At 34.1% G+C, this 14,927-nt stretch carries 15 protein-coding genes; 7 read left to right on the top strand and 8 right to left on the bottom strand.

All coding sequences use genetic code 11. The annotated features are described in order from the left end of the window. Positions 1–279: 279 nt before the first annotated feature. Both amaB and LXH21_RS05065 read right to left on the bottom strand, forming a co-directional pair. The gene (gene amaB, locus LXH21_RS05070; RefSeq protein WP_239863160.1) at positions 280–1,836 is read right to left on the bottom strand and encodes an L-piperidine-6-carboxylate dehydrogenase; all 1,557 of its coding nucleotides are present in this window, start codon (positions 1,834–1,836) and stop codon (positions 280–282) included. A 239-nt stretch (positions 1,837–2,075) separates the two neighbouring features. Beyond that, the gene (locus LXH21_RS05065; RefSeq protein ID WP_239863159.1) at positions 2,076–3,164 is read right to left on the bottom strand and encodes an endonuclease/exonuclease/phosphatase family protein; all 1,089 of its coding nucleotides are present in this window, start codon (positions 3,162–3,164) and stop codon (positions 2,076–2,078) included. Between the two features lie 222 nt (positions 3,165–3,386). Between LXH21_RS05065 and LXH21_RS05060 the strand changes: the two genes are divergently transcribed. From LXH21_RS05060 to LXH21_RS05050, 3 genes are all read left to right on the top strand, one after another. Then, positions 3,387–4,283 carry a S66 peptidase family protein gene (locus tag LXH21_RS05060; protein WP_239863158.1) on the top strand — a complete coding sequence of 299 codons (897 nt, stop codon included), beginning with the start codon at positions 3,387–3,389 and terminating at the stop codon, positions 4,281–4,283. A gap of 67 nt (positions 4,284–4,350) precedes the next feature. After that, positions 4,351–4,710: a YraN family protein gene (locus LXH21_RS05055; RefSeq protein ID WP_239863157.1), complete on the top strand. Its 360-nt coding sequence runs from the start codon at positions 4,351–4,353 to the stop codon at positions 4,708–4,710. 119 nt (positions 4,711–4,829) lie between these two features. Continuing rightward, positions 4,830–5,486, top strand: a complete 657-nt coding sequence (locus LXH21_RS05050; RefSeq protein ID WP_239863156.1) for an aspartate kinase — start codon at positions 4,830–4,832, stop codon at positions 5,484–5,486. A gap of 220 nt (positions 5,487–5,706) precedes the next feature. On the opposite strand, the gene LXH21_RS05045 is transcribed toward LXH21_RS05050, so the two are convergent. After that, entirely contained in the window at positions 5,707–5,937 is a 231-nt protein-coding gene (locus LXH21_RS05045) for a DUF6341 family protein (RefSeq protein ID WP_239863155.1), read from the bottom strand. Positions 5,938–6,067: 130 nt separating this feature from the next. On the opposite strand from LXH21_RS05045, the gene LXH21_RS05040 reads away from it, so the two are divergent. Continuing rightward, entirely contained in the window at positions 6,068–6,997 is a 930-nt protein-coding gene (locus LXH21_RS05040) for a DUF6427 family protein (RefSeq protein WP_239863154.1), read from the top strand. On the opposite strand, the gene upp is transcribed toward LXH21_RS05040, so the two are convergent. After that, positions 6,992–7,645 carry a uracil phosphoribosyltransferase gene (gene upp, locus LXH21_RS05035; RefSeq protein WP_239863153.1) on the bottom strand — a complete coding sequence of 218 codons (654 nt, stop codon included), beginning with the start codon at positions 7,643–7,645 and terminating at the stop codon, positions 6,992–6,994. The genes LXH21_RS05040 and upp overlap by 6 nt on opposite strands. Before the next feature lie 96 nt (positions 7,646–7,741). On the opposite strand from upp, the gene LXH21_RS05030 reads away from it, so the two are divergent. Then, positions 7,742–8,347, top strand: a complete 606-nt coding sequence (locus LXH21_RS05030) for a DUF4254 domain-containing protein (RefSeq protein ID WP_239863152.1) — start codon at positions 7,742–7,744, stop codon at positions 8,345–8,347. Positions 8,348–8,386: 39 nt separating this feature from the next. Next, on the top strand, positions 8,387–9,391 hold the full coding sequence (locus LXH21_RS05025) for a glycosyltransferase family 9 protein (protein ID WP_239863151.1): 1,005 nt from the start codon (positions 8,387–8,389) through the stop codon (positions 9,389–9,391). Positions 9,392–9,405: 14 nt separating this feature from the next. Here the strand turns inward: LXH21_RS05025 and LXH21_RS05020 are convergent, their stop codons facing one another. From LXH21_RS05020 to LXH21_RS05005, 4 genes are all read right to left on the bottom strand, one after another. Beyond that, positions 9,406–9,537: a FeoB-associated Cys-rich membrane protein gene (locus LXH21_RS05020; RefSeq protein WP_239863149.1), complete on the bottom strand. Its 132-nt coding sequence runs from the start codon at positions 9,535–9,537 to the stop codon at positions 9,406–9,408. A gap of 6 nt (positions 9,538–9,543) precedes the next feature. Then, a complete protein-coding gene (gene feoB, locus LXH21_RS05015) occupies positions 9,544–11,643 on the bottom strand; it encodes a ferrous iron transport protein B (protein ID WP_239863147.1) in 2,100 nt (699 codons plus the stop codon). A gap of 1 nt (position 11,644) precedes the next feature. Further along, a complete protein-coding gene (locus LXH21_RS05010; protein ID WP_239863144.1) occupies positions 11,645–11,884 on the bottom strand; it encodes a FeoA family protein in 240 nt (79 codons plus the stop codon). Positions 11,885–12,038: 154 nt separating this feature from the next. Further along, positions 12,039–12,713, bottom strand: coding sequence for an SCO family protein (locus LXH21_RS05005; protein ID WP_239863143.1), 675 nt, complete (start codon positions 12,711–12,713; stop codon positions 12,039–12,041). 131 nt (positions 12,714–12,844) lie between these two features. Between LXH21_RS05005 and LXH21_RS05000 the strand changes: the two genes are divergently transcribed. After that, positions 12,845–14,908 carry a M13 family metallopeptidase gene (locus LXH21_RS05000; RefSeq protein WP_394799566.1) on the top strand — a complete coding sequence of 688 codons (2,064 nt, stop codon included), beginning with the start codon at positions 12,845–12,847 and terminating at the stop codon, positions 14,906–14,908. Positions 14,909–14,927: the final 19 nt, after the last annotated feature.

The following is a 14,927-nucleotide window of genomic DNA, read 5'->3' as shown; positions in this document are numbered from 1 at the left end:
GTATTGAGGAAATATATTTTTTGCTATAACTATAATTAATAAAACCCCTTAATTGTGATTTAATATTGTCAGTGGTTATTCACTTTTTAAACTACATCTCATAATAATTAGGCACAAAATAAGTAGGGATAGGGGTAGAGAAGTATTGAAGAAATAGTGCATTAAATATATTCTTATGTGCTAATCCGAGTAGTTGTTTGTTTTATTTTCGAAAATAAATAAAATTAAACAATAAGGTCTTGATTTAGCTTATGCAAATCAAGACCTTGTAAAGAATATTTAATTTAAATCAAATTTGATCCCCTGTGCTAGCGGTAAACTTGAACTATAATTAATTGTATTGGTTTGTCTGCGCATGTAAACTTTCCACGCATCAGAGCCTGACTCTCTTCCGCCACCTGTTTCTTTCTCGCCACCAAATGCGCCACCAATTTCTGCTCCAGATGTTCCGATATTAACATTTGCAATTCCGCAATCAGATCCTAAAGTAGATAAGAACAGTTCGGCTTCGCGAAGATTATTGGTCATAATCGCAGATGAAAGTCCTTGCACTACTCCGTTTTGCAATGCTATAGCATTTGGTAGATCGCCATTGTATTTTATAAGGTAAAGAATAGGAGCAAAAGTTTCTTTCTGTACAATAGCATAAGCGTTTTCAACTTCGGCAATGGCAGGTTGCACATAACATCCGCTTTCATAACCTTCGCCGGATAGAACACCACCGGGAATCAGTAATTTTCCGCCTTCTGCGACAACTGCGTCTAGTGTTTGAAGATATTGTGCCACAGAATCTTTATCTATAATGGGTCCAACATGATTATTTTCGTCCAATGGATTTCCAATTCTAAGTTGTTTGTAGGCATCAATTAGAGCATGTTTCACCTTGTCATACATACTTTCATGCACGATCAATCTTCTTGTTGAGGTACAACGCTGTCCTGCCGTTCCTACAGCGCCAAAAACAGCACCAATTATTGTCATTTTCAAATCAGCTTCGGGAGTTACAATAATAGCATTATTACCACCTAGCTCTAATAGTGTTTTACCCAATCGTGCAGCTACTGTTTGGGCCACAGATTTACCCATGCGAGTAGAGCCAGTTGCAGATAGTAATGGAATTCTACTATCTTGCGACATCATTTCTCCTACTTTATAATCACCATTAATTAGGCATGATATACCTTCTGGTAAATCATTTTCTTGAATTACTTCTCTAATTATATTTTGGCATGCAACTCCACAAAGTGGTGTTTTTTCAGAGGGTTTCCATACGCAAACATCTCCACAAATCCATGCTAGTGCTGTATTCCACGCCCATACAGCAACAGGGAAATTAAAAGCTGAAATAATTCCAACGACACCCAACGGATGGTATTGCTCATACATACGGTGGCTCGGTCGCTCTGAGTGCATTGTGAGTCCATGCAACTGGCGTGAAAGCCCCACTGCAAAATCGCAGATATCAATCATCTCTTGAACTTCGCCATAACCTTCTTGCAATGATTTACCCATTTCATATGAAACCAATTTACCCAAAGCTTCTTTATTTTTTCTGAGTTTGTCCCCAAACAATCGCACCATTTCACCTCGCTTTGGAGCAGGTACAGTTCTAAAAAAAGTAAAAGCTTCTGTTGCCGCCTCCATTACTTGCTCATAATCTGCTGCCGTAGTAGCATATACTTTGGCGATCAATTGTCCATTTACGGGAGAATAGCTGTCAAAAAGTTCGCCTGTTGAAAAACGTTCAATCCCTGTTGAGGTCCCAAGATTTACAGGTTTTATACCTAATTGAAAAAGTACTTGTTGTATGTCGAATGATGTAGGTGCTGTTGCCATTATAATTTTGAATATTGTTTGTTCTGCTAAGATACTAAAAAGTATTTTCTTCGAAAGTTGGGGTGATCTACCATGGTTCTGACAAATATCGGTTATATGTTTGTAGCTCTTCATAATGCCGAAGCTTCGGGAAGAGTTTAGTCATTCACAGCATGATTTTTTGAGGTAAAAAAAGCTCCTAAAAATTTTTCGTTACCATTTATCATACATGATGTGATTGCCGATAAAATCCTAACTCATTATCGTATCTCTTTTATCAAATAAATATAAACTGGAAAATGGTCACTATACCCAATTTCTGTCGCAGAATGTCTTTTGGGGTATCCTTTATAAGACCCCGAAGTTTGAATGAGAAAAGGTTTATTATAGATGCCAGCTTTCCAGAATTGAAATTGTTTGTAGTCACTTTGAATAAGAGAATGAGTTACCATAATTTGATCAAAAATATCCCAAGAATCTCTGTAAGCTATAGTACCCAAACCTTGATTGGCCATCGATTCAAATGGGTTGAAAATTCCTAAAGCAGGGACTTCTAATTTTTTTGATTTGGCATTCAATACTTTTTTGACGCTGTTATTATAAGGGCCATCATTCAAATCTCCTAATGTTATTATTTTTGCACTTGGATTTATTCTCTGCAAGGAGTCAATAATTTTAAGATTTAATGCTCCTGCTGCTTCACGCAAAGGGCTTGACTTTTTTTCGCCACCAGAACGTGAAGGCCAGTGATTGACAATTATGTGTACTTCTTGATCTTCAAGAAAACCCGTTACCAGTAATTGATCGCGAGTAAAGATGCGTTGATTGTCATAAGCAATTTCTGGTTCATCTTCAGAAAAGCTTTCTGTTTTAACAGTTGTTGCTTTTTTATCTTTACTGTAAATTATCAGCGGAATATTGGTGTAAGAAGTAGGTTTAAAATGCTTTTTTTGATAAAGTAAAGCCACATCTATACCGCGTTTGTCTGGCGAATCATAATGGATAATACCATAATCTTTCTCGATTATCAATGGCTGCTTGACCAAATCTTCAAGTACAGATCTGTTTTCAATCTCTGAACATCCAATTAAAGTAGGGGAGTTGCTATTTTCGCCCATTCCTATCTCTGCCAAAACTTGGGACAGATTATGAAGCTTTTTGTAATATTTTTTAGAATCCCAATGTTGAAGTCCCTTTGGCGTCCATTCGTCATCATTTGTTAGCGGATTGTTTATAGTGTCAAATAAATTCTCAAAATTGTAAAAAGCAACCGTGTGAATGCTATATTTTTTAGGTTGGGCGATACATAAGGAGGCGTAGCAGCACAGCAGGACTAGTAAAATTTTCATTTTAAGCAGATTAGTGTAGTAAAAATACGAATTACTATAATGCGATTTCCAATTTTAAAAAAAACGTATCTTTGTTTTAACTGATTGTATAGCTATCAAGATTTTTATTTTCAACTTTCTATGACCTCTATTTTTTATTTTTCAAAAGCCTCTGTTCAAAGGTGCAATTTTGTACTTTTAATTTTTATTCTAATATCATTTAATTGCCAATCACAAAATATTATGATTACACCTGCTTACTTGCAAAAAGGAGATACAATAGCAATTGTGTCTACTGCTCGAAAAAATACTGTTGATAATCTGAAACCTACCATTAACTTATTAAAAAGTTGGGGGCTTGAAGTTGTGATTGGAAAAACAATTGGTTTAGAGCAAAATCAATTGGCTGGTAGTGATGAAGAACGCGCAGCAGATTTTCAAACTCAATTAGATAATCCCAGTATCAAAGCCATTTGGTGTGTACGCGGTGGTTACGGTACTGTTCGTATGGTTGATTTACTAGACTTTACCAAATTCAAAGCGAGTCCAAAATGGGTGATTGGTTTTAGCGATGTTACTGTATTGCACAATCACCTAAATACGATGGGGTTCAAATCGATTCATGGCGTTATGCCGATAAGTATTCCTAGAGCTACCAAGGAGGCTGTAGAAAGTTTACGATTGGCACTTTTTGGCGAGAAGCTATCGTATGAAATAAGTTCAGACCCGATGAACAGATTAGGAACTGCTAGCGGTGAGCTAGTGGGAGGGAACCTTTCCATCTTATACAGTTTATTTGGGTCGCCATCTGCTATAGATTGTACAGATAAAATTCTCTTTATCGAAGACTTAGACGAATACTTATATCATGTAGATCGTATGATGATGAACCTAAAACGTAACGGTTGTCTAGAAAGTATCAAGGGAATAGTGGTTGGAGCAATGAGTAGTATGAAGGATAATGATATTCCATGGGGAAAAAATGCATTAGAGATAATTCAAGAGGTCACCAAGCAGTATAACATTCCTATTATTTATAATTTCCCTGCAGGACACATTCATGACAATCGTACTTTGATTATGGGAAATACTGTTTCAATAGATGTGACTGCTTCCAAATCGACCGTAATTTTTAATTAGTTTCGTAGAAATTTGGTTACTTAGTTTTTCTACTTAGTTTTTTTAAAATTCTAATTCAATATTTGATATGGCGGCGCACAATGAATTAGGTAAATTAGGGGAAGAAATGGCTGTAGATTTTCTAAAAGAAAACGGATATGCCATTTTGGACACAAATTGGCGATTTGAAAAAGCCGAAATCGATATAGTTTGCACCATAAAAAACTTCCTTGTCGTGGTCGAAGTAAAGACACGTTCTTCGCTCGAAATTGGTTTACCAATTGATGCGGTTAACTCCAAGAAAATTAGACTACTTACAAGGGCTATCGACGAATACGTATGCGCAAAAAATCTCGATGTCGACGTTCGTTTTGACGTGATTTCGATTCACAAAGAAGCTAATTCCTTTGTAATAGAACATATTACAGATGCTTTTTATCATTTTTAGGTTAAATTTTATGTTGTTATATTTGTAACAAATTGTTTTTTATATATCTTTGCATAGGTTTTTGAGAGACAAAACAAAAAAACAACTGCAAAAACTAAGTATAAATACCTATATCGATTATGAAAACTGTATCGTCAATTGTAGAGAATTACATTAAGACAAAGCCATTTTTATTGAACGCTTTATCTCTAGGAATTATTAATTTGACTTCGCTGTCTAGGAACATCATGTCTGAATTAGAAAGTGAATTTGGGAAAGAAGTAAAGCAAGGAGCTGTTGTAATGTCTCTAAAGCGATTGACAGAGGAGCTTGATTTTCGACTAAATCATAAGATTAATAAGGTAATTAAAAATATAGGTGAAATTACAGTTCGATCTGCTTTGACAGATTACGCTTTTGCGGTTTCTGAAACAGTATTAAACAAGCAAGCCGAATTGATATCAGATATTAATGCATTTCCCGATGTCTTTTATACGTCTTCACGAGGTGTAAATGAGATTAATATTGTAGTGAGTAACAGTGTTAATGCGCTTGTTGATAAGCACTTTGTAAACGAAAAATTACTTCAAAAACTAGATAATTTAGCCTCTATAACTGTAAAGTTGCCAAAAGAAAATATTATCATTCCAGGGATTTACTATTTTATTTTTCAGCGCTTGGCGTGGGAAGGAATTATTATCAATGAAGTGATTTCTACCTCAAATGAATTTACAATATTGGTAAGTGAGGAACAAGTTGATGTAGCTTTCAAAGTTATTAAAGATTTGAAAAACTAATAGTAAATAATCATAAAAACAAAAACGGCTATCTGAAACTTTCAGGTAGCCGTTTTTGTTTAATGTCAATCAATTAGCTCATAATTTGAAATTGAGAGTTTTAAGTTACTTGATGTTCGAACAAAAAAACGCATCAAAATTCGAGTAAAAATAATTTTAATCGAATTTTGATGCGTTTTTCAATTAGTCATTCACTAGATCAGAATGGCTTCTTTGACTTTTATTTTAAAAATGAATGAGCAGTAGTATCTTGATTTTCTGTACCTGCCTCATCAAATATTCTTAATTGCTTAATCCAATATACCATTGCAGCAGCACAAATCAGCATGAAAATCCAGTTGATAGTGTTAGCTCCAAACCAACTTGCTAGTTCTAATGAACGTAAAAAATCTAATGGTGCAAATAAAATATCTACAAATAGGTATTGAATTCCTTCGAAAAATGCTTTCATATCGTTAAAATTATATTTTTTGTTTAATTAATGGGTGGCAAATATGTTTTTTAGAAGAATCTTTTTAACTTGACCCTTTCCTTTTTAAACAAGTATTATATTTACAGTCACAAAAGTATAAAATATCCTTATGATTACAAGCGTTTTTAGAAAATCTACACCATTAAATTTTTCATTGGTAGTTATTTTAATACTGGTTTTCTTTTTTGCCTATCAAATCCAAGATATTTCTTGGGTAAATTCAACCTTTTCAGTGGTAGAAAAGGTAGGAGTATTGCTTGTAGTGACGGCTTCTATATTTATTACCAATTTTATTACCAAGAAAAATGGTATCTCAAAAGACAGTTCGTATACTATATTGTTTTACCTGTTGTTTTTTATCTTCTTTCCAACGCTGTGGGATAGTACAAATTTGGTAATTGCAAATCTCTTCGTTTTATTAGCAATTAGAAGATTGATCTCATTACATTCCTTAAAAGCTTCAAAAGAAAAAATATTTGACGCATCATTATGGATATTTGTTGCATCATTATTTCACTTTTGGTGTATTCTTTATCTGGCGCTGGTATTTATTTCAATCGTATTTCACGTAGCTAGAGATTATAGAAATTGGTTTTTGCCTTTTATTGCACTATTTGCTTCTACCATTCTATTTCTAGTTTTCTCTATTCTATTTGATATAAATGTTCTGGATTATCTTGATAAAAGTGTTTCGACAAGTTTTTCTATTGATTATTTTACAAATAATTATCAGAATGCTGCTTTATCAATTTACGCAACTATTGCATTGTTTTTCGTGATTTCGATCACGGCGACTTTTCCGTCTAAGCCGGTAATCACTCATGCGACATATAAAAAAATTATAGCTTCTTTTTTTATTGGGGTACTTATATTTATAATTTCGCCAAATAAGAGTAATGATTTGCTAGTATTTACCATTGCTCCATTGGCTATTATGGCAACCAATCATATCGAAATTCCTCAATTAAAACTGAAACAAGAACTTGTGCTAGCAGTCTTACTACTTTGTAGTGTGATTATGTTTTTTAGTCAATTATAATTTAGGGCCATAAGCAAGATCACCCGCATCACCAAGTCCAGGAACGATGTAAAAGCGGTCATCAAGTTTCTCATCTAATGAAGCAATCCAGAGATGACAGTTTTCGGGCAGTTCTTTTTCAAGATGTGCTATTCCTTCTGGAGCTGCTATAACAACGGCGAGATGAATTTCTTTTGGATAACCTTTCTCAATAACTTTGTTAAACACTGCAACAATAGATTGCCCTGTTGCAAGCATAGGGTCAGCTATTACTACATATTTAGAAGTTATATCTGCTATAGCCTCATATTCTACTTTGATTTCAAAAGCATCATCTGCATTAGAATGATAACGAGCGGCCGAAATAAAACCGTTTTCTGCATTATCAAAAATATTCAAAAACCCTTGATGAAAGGGTAGTCCTGCTCTTAATATAGAAGTAATAACTATGGGATGTTTGATCTTACTAGTTTGTTTTATACCCAGTGGTGTCTGGATGTCTATAGCTGTATATTCCAATTCTTTACTTATCTCATAAGCCATGATTTCTCCAATACGTTCAATATTCCGGCGAAAACGCATTCTGTCAGTATGAATAGCGACATTTCTTATTTCTCCTAAAAATTGATTCATGATCGTATTCTTGGCTGATAAATGATGAATTTTCATAGCTAATAGTGGTTTTTTTAATTGAGACAGAAAGTTGAAATGTAATTTTTTTATAAATGTATAAAAAGTATCTTTGCTACTATTAAATATAAAGATATGTTTTCAAAACTAGCTTATTCTGTTTTCGAACAAAGTATTAAAGATTATCATGAATTTGATGATGTTAATCAACCAATAAATAATCCTTTTCCAAAGGATCAATTTGAGCATTTGCTTTATTTGAAAAATTGGATCGATACAGTACAGTGGCATTACGAAGACATCATTCGTGACCCCAATATTGATCCTGTCGCAGCATTGACATTAAAGCGTAAAATTGATGCTTCAAATCAAGAACGCACCGACATGGTTGAATATATTGATGGCTATTTTTTACAAAAATACAGTAAAGTAGAGTCTAAGGTTGATGCAAAAATTAACTCAGAGAGTCCAGCTTGGGCATTTGATAGACTTTCTATCTTAGCATTAAAAATTTATCATATGCAAGAAGAGGCTACACGAGTAGAAGCTTCTCAAGATCATAGAGACAAATGTCAAGAAAAATTAAATATTCTTTTAGAGCAAAGAACTGATTTGTCTACTGCGATTGATGATTTATTGACAGATATAGAGAATGGAGATAAATTTATGAAAGTGTACAAACAAATGAAAATGTACAACGATGATGAATTGAATCCTATCTTATATCACGGAAAAAAATAATTCAATCACGTGTCAGATACAGCAACTCATATAGCCGTCATGAGACTATCCGCAATGGGAGATGTCGCCATGACGGTTCCTGTTTTACGAGCATTGGTTGCTCAACATCCAAATGTTAGATTAACGGTTGTTTCACGTCCGTTTTTTAAGCCGTTTTTTGAAGGTATTCCGAATCTTAATTTCTTTGCTTTCGATGAAAAAGAAAAACATAAAGGGTTTCTTGGCCTAATACGACTTTATCGAGAATTACGAATATTAAAAGTAGATGCGTTTGCTGACTTGCACAATGTACTTCGCTCTAAGATAGTGCGAAATCTATTTGCTATAAGCGGAAAGAAAGTAGCCGCTGTTATAAAAGGGCGAGAGGGAAAGAAAAAATTAACTCGTGCAATTGATAAAGTTTTTGAGCCCCTGCCTACAATGTTCGAAAATCACCAGTTAGTTTTTAAAAAATTGGGATATAATGTTGATTTGTCAGCAACAGTTTTTCCCGAAAAAGCTACTTTAAGCGTTGGTATTTTAAATCTAATAGGACAAGGTAAGATTCTAATTGGAATTGCTCCATTTGCTCAATACAATGCAAAAGTCTATCCTCAAGACCTTATGCAAGAAGTTGTTAATACATTAGCGGAAAATAATCAAAACACTATTCTGCTTTTTGGTGGAGGAAAAAATGAAATGGCAGTTTTAAATTCTATCGCGGTCGGTAAAAGTAACGTTATCAATATTGCTGGAAAAATTAAATTTCAAGAGGAGCTGCAATTAATCAGTAATTTAAATGTGATGTTATCTATGGATTCAGGTAACGCACATATAGCTGCTATGCTCGGCGTAAAGGTAATTACACTATGGGGTGCAACGCATCCTTATGCAGGATTTGCACCGTTTAACCAACATGAAAATAATGCTATAATTTCCGATCGAAAACAATATCCGCTTTTACCTACATCGGTTTATGGTAATAAAATTGTAGCCGGATATGAAGATGCTATGCGAACGATAAGGGTGGAAGATGTAGTAGAAAAGATTGAGGCTAATTTGTAGCTATTTTTTTAAAATTAATGGCAACCACAGTCGTCATCTGTTCCACAGCTTTTTGACCCTTTCTTTTTCTTCTTCTTTAAGAAAAACTTCTTTATTATGAAAGCTACTGCAAATCCCAAAGCTGTAAAAGCTAATATTTCCTGCATAATAATTTATTTTAAAAGTTGAAAAGCTATTAATGCAACCACATAAGCAAAGCCGCTCATAAAAATTAATTGACCAACTGGCCATTTCCATGAGTTTGTTTCTTTTTTGGTAATCGCTAGTGTACTAGCGCACTGTAAGGCAAAAGCATAAAATAATAGCAAAGAAATTCCTGAAGCAAAATTAAATACTTTTTTACCCGTAATAGGATTAATTTCTGCTCCCATTTTGTTTTTGATTGTATCTTCATTGTCAGAGCCACCTACACTGTAAATAGTTGCCAATGTTCCTACAAATACTTCTCTAGCTGCAAATGAGCTTATAATTGCAATTCCGATTTTCCAGTCGTATCCTAGAGGAGAAATCACTGGTTCTATCGTTTTCCCCATAATTCCAATATAGGAATTCTCTAGTTTAAAAGATGCTATTTTATTACTCATCTCACTTTCCTCAATACCTTTATTCTCTACTTTTGAGCGTTGAATCGTATCGGCATTATTGAAATTTTTCCCTGGACCATAAGAGGCCAAGAACCATAAAATGATAGAGATGGCTAGAATTATTTTTCCAGCACCAAATACAAACGCTTTGGTTTTTTCGATCACATTGATGGCAACATTTTTAAACATCGGCAATTTGTAATTTGGCATTTCAACTACAAAAAATGTTTTGCCTTTAATTTTCATGATTTTATTCAGTACATAAGCAGAAAATATTGCCATTCCAAATCCTAATAGATAGAGTAACATTAAAGTAAGGCCTTGTAAATTCAAAAACCCTAATACATAATTATCTGGAATAACCAGTGCAATTATAATAGCATATACGGGTAATCTAGCCGAGCATGTAGTAAATGGTGTAACAAGTATCGTAATCAAACGTTCTTTCCAATTTTCGATGTTACGGGTGGCCATAATTGCAGGTATGGCACAAGCCGTTCCCGATATCAAAGGCACAACGCTCTTACCAGACAGCCCAAATTTGCGCATTATTTTATCCATTAAAAATACCACGCGACTCATATAACCACTTTCTTCTAGTATCGAAATAAATAAAAACAGGAATGCGATTTGAGGTATAAAGATTAAAATACCGCCAATTCCGGGAATTATTCCTTCGGATAGTAAGCTGGTAAAAACTCCTTCGGGTAAATTCTTTGAAGCTAGTGAACTTAAATTAGCAAAAGTACTATCGATAAAATCCATCGGAATTTTTGACCATTCGAATATGGACTGGAAAATTATAAACAAGATGGCAAAGAAGATGGCGTAGCCCCAAACCTTGTGCGTAAGAACACGATCAAGTTTGCTACGGAAATCTTTAGCAATAGCGATATCTACCTTTAATCCAACCTTTAGGACATCATTGATGAATTGGTATCTTTTAATTGTTTCTTTCTGCTGTAAACGCTTTAAATCTGAATGTGATTTTGTAAAAGAGCTTTGAATTTCTTTTCGTTCTAGATTTAAGAAATTAACATCTTGTGTGATTACCAACCACAATTTATATAGTAATTGACTAGGGAAAGCTTTGCGCAAACTGTCAAAATATTCGGGATCAATCACAGAAGCATTCAAGCAGGGTTCGCTAGAAATAGTTTTGTAAGTGATGATTTGTTTTTTTAATTCTGCAATTCCAAATCCTTTACGAGAACTTACCAAGGAGATTTTGGTTTTTAAATGCTCTTCAAGATAAGGAATGTCTAGCGTTATTCCTTTTTGTTCCATTCTATCGGCCATGTTGATGACAAGAATAGTTGGGATTTCAAGGTCTTTTATTTGTGTAAAAAGGAGTAAGTTTCTCTTTAAGTTTTCAACATCTGTTACTACAAGTGCAACATCTGGATATAATTTGTCATTTTTATTAAGTAGTAATTCAATAACGACATTCTCATCAATTGAGCTGGCATTAAGACTGTAAGTTCCTGGTAAATCAAGGATGTTTGCCTTAATATTATTTGGTAATTTACAAAAACCAATCTTTTTTTCAACAGTAATTCCAGGATAATTCCCCACTTGTTGGTTTAAACCAGTTAATTGGTTAAAAACAGAAGTTTTCCCTACATTAGGATTTCCTATTAAGGCAACATTGATATTTTCGTTAATCATTTTAAAGCTTGATTTGGACTAATTCAACTTCAATCTCTGCAGCAGTTTCGACACGAATGGCAAGATGTGAGCCATTGATGTCCAAATATAAAGGATCGCCAAAAGGAGCAATCTGCAGCAATTCGACCATGTTACCAGGCAAACATCCCATTTCAAGTAATTTTAACGGAATGATATCAATATCAAAATCTTTGATAATGGCTTTTTCGCCTTTTTTAAGGGAATTAATTGTGGTACGCAAGGCTTATTTAGATTGAATTAAGATTGCAAAAATACATATTATAAAACGAATACGAATGATATTTGTAATTTTTTAGCTTTTGTTTGCTCTCTTGATAGAGGTAAATTTCTAGAAGCAGTGCATAATCTGAAATTTGATACTGATAGATATAAAACTATTCCTCGTCTACACCGCTCAAGAAATTGATGTCTTTTATCAGTCTCTGAATTTCTTCTTCCTTCGTACCATCATAAAAGCCACGGATACGTCTTTTTTCATCGACCAAAACAAAGTTTTCAGTATGAACCATGTCTAATAATTCGCTAGGTTTACCCATTTTTACAGCAAGATAGGATTTTCTTGCCATCGTGTAAATATCTTTTTTAGATCCCGTGACTAAGTTCCATTTGCTGTCTTTTACACCGTATTTAATTGCGTATTTTTTTAGAACAGGGACACTATCAGTTTCTGGAAATACAGTGTGTGACAAAAGCATCACTTTAGGATTGTCTAAAATTACTTTTTGAACTTCAAACAAATTTCTGGACATTTTAGGACATATAGAGCCGCAAGTTGTAAAAAAGAAATCTGCGACGTAAATTTTACCCTCATAATCTTTTTGAGTAATAGTATCTCCATTTTGATTTACGAAAGAAAAATCGGCTATGGTGTGGTATTTGCTCACATATTGAATAGTGCTATCTACTAATTCTGGATTTACATCTGAAGGATTGTAAATAGGAAGTACTTTTTTTGGTTTTAATGCACCATAAAATAAAAATAAAGTTATTGCCGAAAAAATAATAAAAATCCCAATAAAAATGCGGTATCTGCGAAATAATGAAGGCATACTTTTTTTTCACAAAAATACGAAATGATTTTTTGTTTTATTTGCATTAATCATAGCTTTTTGATTGTTTTATGATTTTATTACATTTTAATAAATAAATTTGTCACTACTAATTCAATTTATCATTTTATATGAAAAAATCTTTTTTTAAGAAATTTGCGTATGCATTTCTTACACTGCAAGCAATGTCGACATTGCATGCCCAAGATACTCCTATGAGTAAAGTTCAGGCAAAAAGTAGTCTTAATTTAGATAAGAGTATTAAGCCAGGTGATGATTTTAATATGTTTGTAAATGGTATCTGGTTTAAAAATACTGAAATTCCATCTGATCGTACTCGATGGGGAAGCTTTGATGAGTTAAGACAAAATACAGATATGGATGCCTTAATAATATTAAAGGAGGCTTTAAACAATCCAAAGTACAATTCTACAACAGATCAAGGTAAAGCTATTGGCTTATATCAAACGATTCTTGATACGGTAGGTCGCAATAAAATGGGAATTGCTCCTCTAAAACCGTATTTGAAAAAAATTGATGCGGTAAAAACAAAAAAAGAATTACAAGCACTATTGGCTGAGATGGAGCCGGTCGGTGGAATAGGTTTTATCAACGTTAATATTGGCTCGGATGCTAAGGACAGTAATAGAAATGTTGTGAGTATAGGACCTGGTTCTGTTGGATTGCCCGATAGAGATTATTATGTTGCCGAAGATGCTGATTCTAAAGAAAAAAGAGAGAAGTATGTGCTACACGTTGCTAAAATGCTAGGATTTCTTGGAGAGAAGCCAGCACAGGCAAAAATTCATGCTGAACAAATTTTGGCTCTTGAAATTGCAATGTCAAAACCTAGATTTGACAGAGTGGAAAGAAGAGACAGAAGAAAATCGTACAACCCGATGTCTATTGCTGATTTGCAAAAATTAGCTCCATCTATGAACTGGAAAAGTTATTTTTCAACCATAGGCCTGAAGAATACCGATTCATTAATCGTTTCACAGCCGAAATACATGGCTGCTTTTGAAACTATTTTGAAAGAAAATAAAGTCGAAGAATGGAAAAGTTACATGCGTTGGGTATTGTTGAATAAGTCTTCCAATTTTTTATCTACTTCGATCGAAGATGCCAACTTTGAGTTTTATGGTAAAACATTAACCGGCGCTCTAAAACAAAGACCAAGTGATGAACGTGCTTTGCAAGTGATAAACGTTACTATTGGTGAGGCGTTAGGTAAATTATATGTAGAGAAAAAGTTTCCTGCCGAAGCGAAAGCGAAAGCAGAAAAGATGATCAAGAACATCTTCATTGCTTTTGAAAACCGAATCAATAAATTGGCATGGATGTCTCCAGAGACAAAAGTGAGCGCCATCGAAAAATTAAATAAATCAAAGATTAAAATAGGATATCCAGATAAGTGGAAAGATTATTCTGCTTTAGTTATTAGCAAACCTGAAGAGGGTGGGACTTATTTTAATAATATGAAAAATTTGCAAAAATGGAAATTTGAGCAAGATTTGATTGATTTAGATTTACCAGTTGATAAAACAAGATGGGGAATGTCACCACAAACTGTGAATGCTTATTATAACCCATCTTACAATGAAATCGTTTTCCCTGCAGCTATACTACAACCTCCTTTCTACAACTATCAGGCAGACGAAGCTTTAAATTATGGAGGAATCGGAGCGGTGATTGGTCACGAGATTTCGCACGGTTTTGATGATTCTGGATCACGTTATAATGCTGATGGTAATTTGATTGACTGGTGGTCTGCTACAGATTCGAAGCAATTTGCTGAGCTAACGACTGCTTTGGCAAACCAATACAGTGCATTGGAACCGTTACCGGGAACTTTTGTTGACGGTAAGTTTACTTTGGGTGAAAATATCGGAGATTTAGGAGGTGTAAATGCAGCTTATGACGGTTTGCAATTGTATTTAAAAGAAAACGGAAATCCAGGTTTGATCGAAGGTTATACACCAGAACAACGTTTCTTTATCTCATGGGCTACAATTTGGCGCACAAAATCGCGTGATGAAGCGATTAAAAACCAAGTTAAAACCGATCCACATTCTCCAGCAATGTATCGTGCTTATGTGCCATTGCAAAATGTAGATGCATTTTATGATGCATTCAACATTCAAAATAAAGATGGTATGTACATAGCTCCTGATAAGAGAGTTAAAATATGGTAGAATAAAATACTGAATTGAA

This window comes from Flavobacterium algicola, assembly GCF_022399565.1.
GTDB lineage: Bacteria > Bacteroidota > Bacteroidia > Flavobacteriales > Flavobacteriaceae > Flavobacterium > Flavobacterium algicola.
This window is presented reverse-complemented; position numbering and strand designations above follow the sequence as displayed.

Excerpts from the sequence above, each read along its gene's own strand:
- LXH21_RS05065 (WP_239863159.1), bottom strand. The coding sequence starts at position 3,164 with ATGAAAATTTTACTAGTCCTGCTGTGCTGCTACGCCTCCTTATGTATC.
- LXH21_RS05005 (WP_239863143.1), bottom strand. The coding sequence starts at position 12,713 with ATGCCTTCATTATTTCGCAGATACCGCATTTTTATTGGGATTTTTATT.
- upp (WP_239863153.1), bottom strand. The coding sequence starts at position 7,645 with ATGAAAATTCATCATTTATCAGCCAAGAATACGATCATGAATCAATTT.
- LXH21_RS05060 (WP_239863158.1), top strand. The coding sequence starts at position 3,387 with ATGATTACACCTGCTTACTTGCAAAAAGGAGATACAATAGCAATTGTG.
- LXH21_RS05055 (WP_239863157.1), top strand. The coding sequence starts at position 4,351 with ATGGCGGCGCACAATGAATTAGGTAAATTAGGGGAAGAAATGGCTGTA.
- LXH21_RS05045 (WP_239863155.1), bottom strand. The coding sequence starts at position 5,937 with ATGAAAGCATTTTTCGAAGGAATTCAATACCTATTTGTAGATATTTTA.
- feoB (WP_239863147.1), bottom strand. The coding sequence starts at position 11,643 with ATGATTAACGAAAATATCAATGTTGCCTTAATAGGAAATCCTAATGTA.
- LXH21_RS05040 (WP_239863154.1), top strand. The coding sequence starts at position 6,068 with ATGATTACAAGCGTTTTTAGAAAATCTACACCATTAAATTTTTCATTG.
- LXH21_RS05050 (WP_239863156.1), top strand. The coding sequence starts at position 4,830 with ATGAAAACTGTATCGTCAATTGTAGAGAATTACATTAAGACAAAGCCA.
- amaB (WP_239863160.1), bottom strand. The coding sequence starts at position 1,836 with ATGGCAACAGCACCTACATCATTCGACATACAACAAGTACTTTTTCAA.
- LXH21_RS05025 (WP_239863151.1), top strand. The coding sequence starts at position 8,387 with ATGAGACTATCCGCAATGGGAGATGTCGCCATGACGGTTCCTGTTTTA.
- LXH21_RS05030 (WP_239863152.1), top strand. The coding sequence starts at position 7,742 with ATGTTTTCAAAACTAGCTTATTCTGTTTTCGAACAAAGTATTAAAGAT.
- LXH21_RS05000 (WP_394799566.1), top strand. The coding sequence starts at position 12,845 with ATGAAAAAATCTTTTTTTAAGAAATTTGCGTATGCATTTCTTACACTG.
- LXH21_RS05020 (WP_239863149.1), bottom strand. The coding sequence starts at position 9,537 with ATGCAGGAAATATTAGCTTTTACAGCTTTGGGATTTGCAGTAGCTTTC.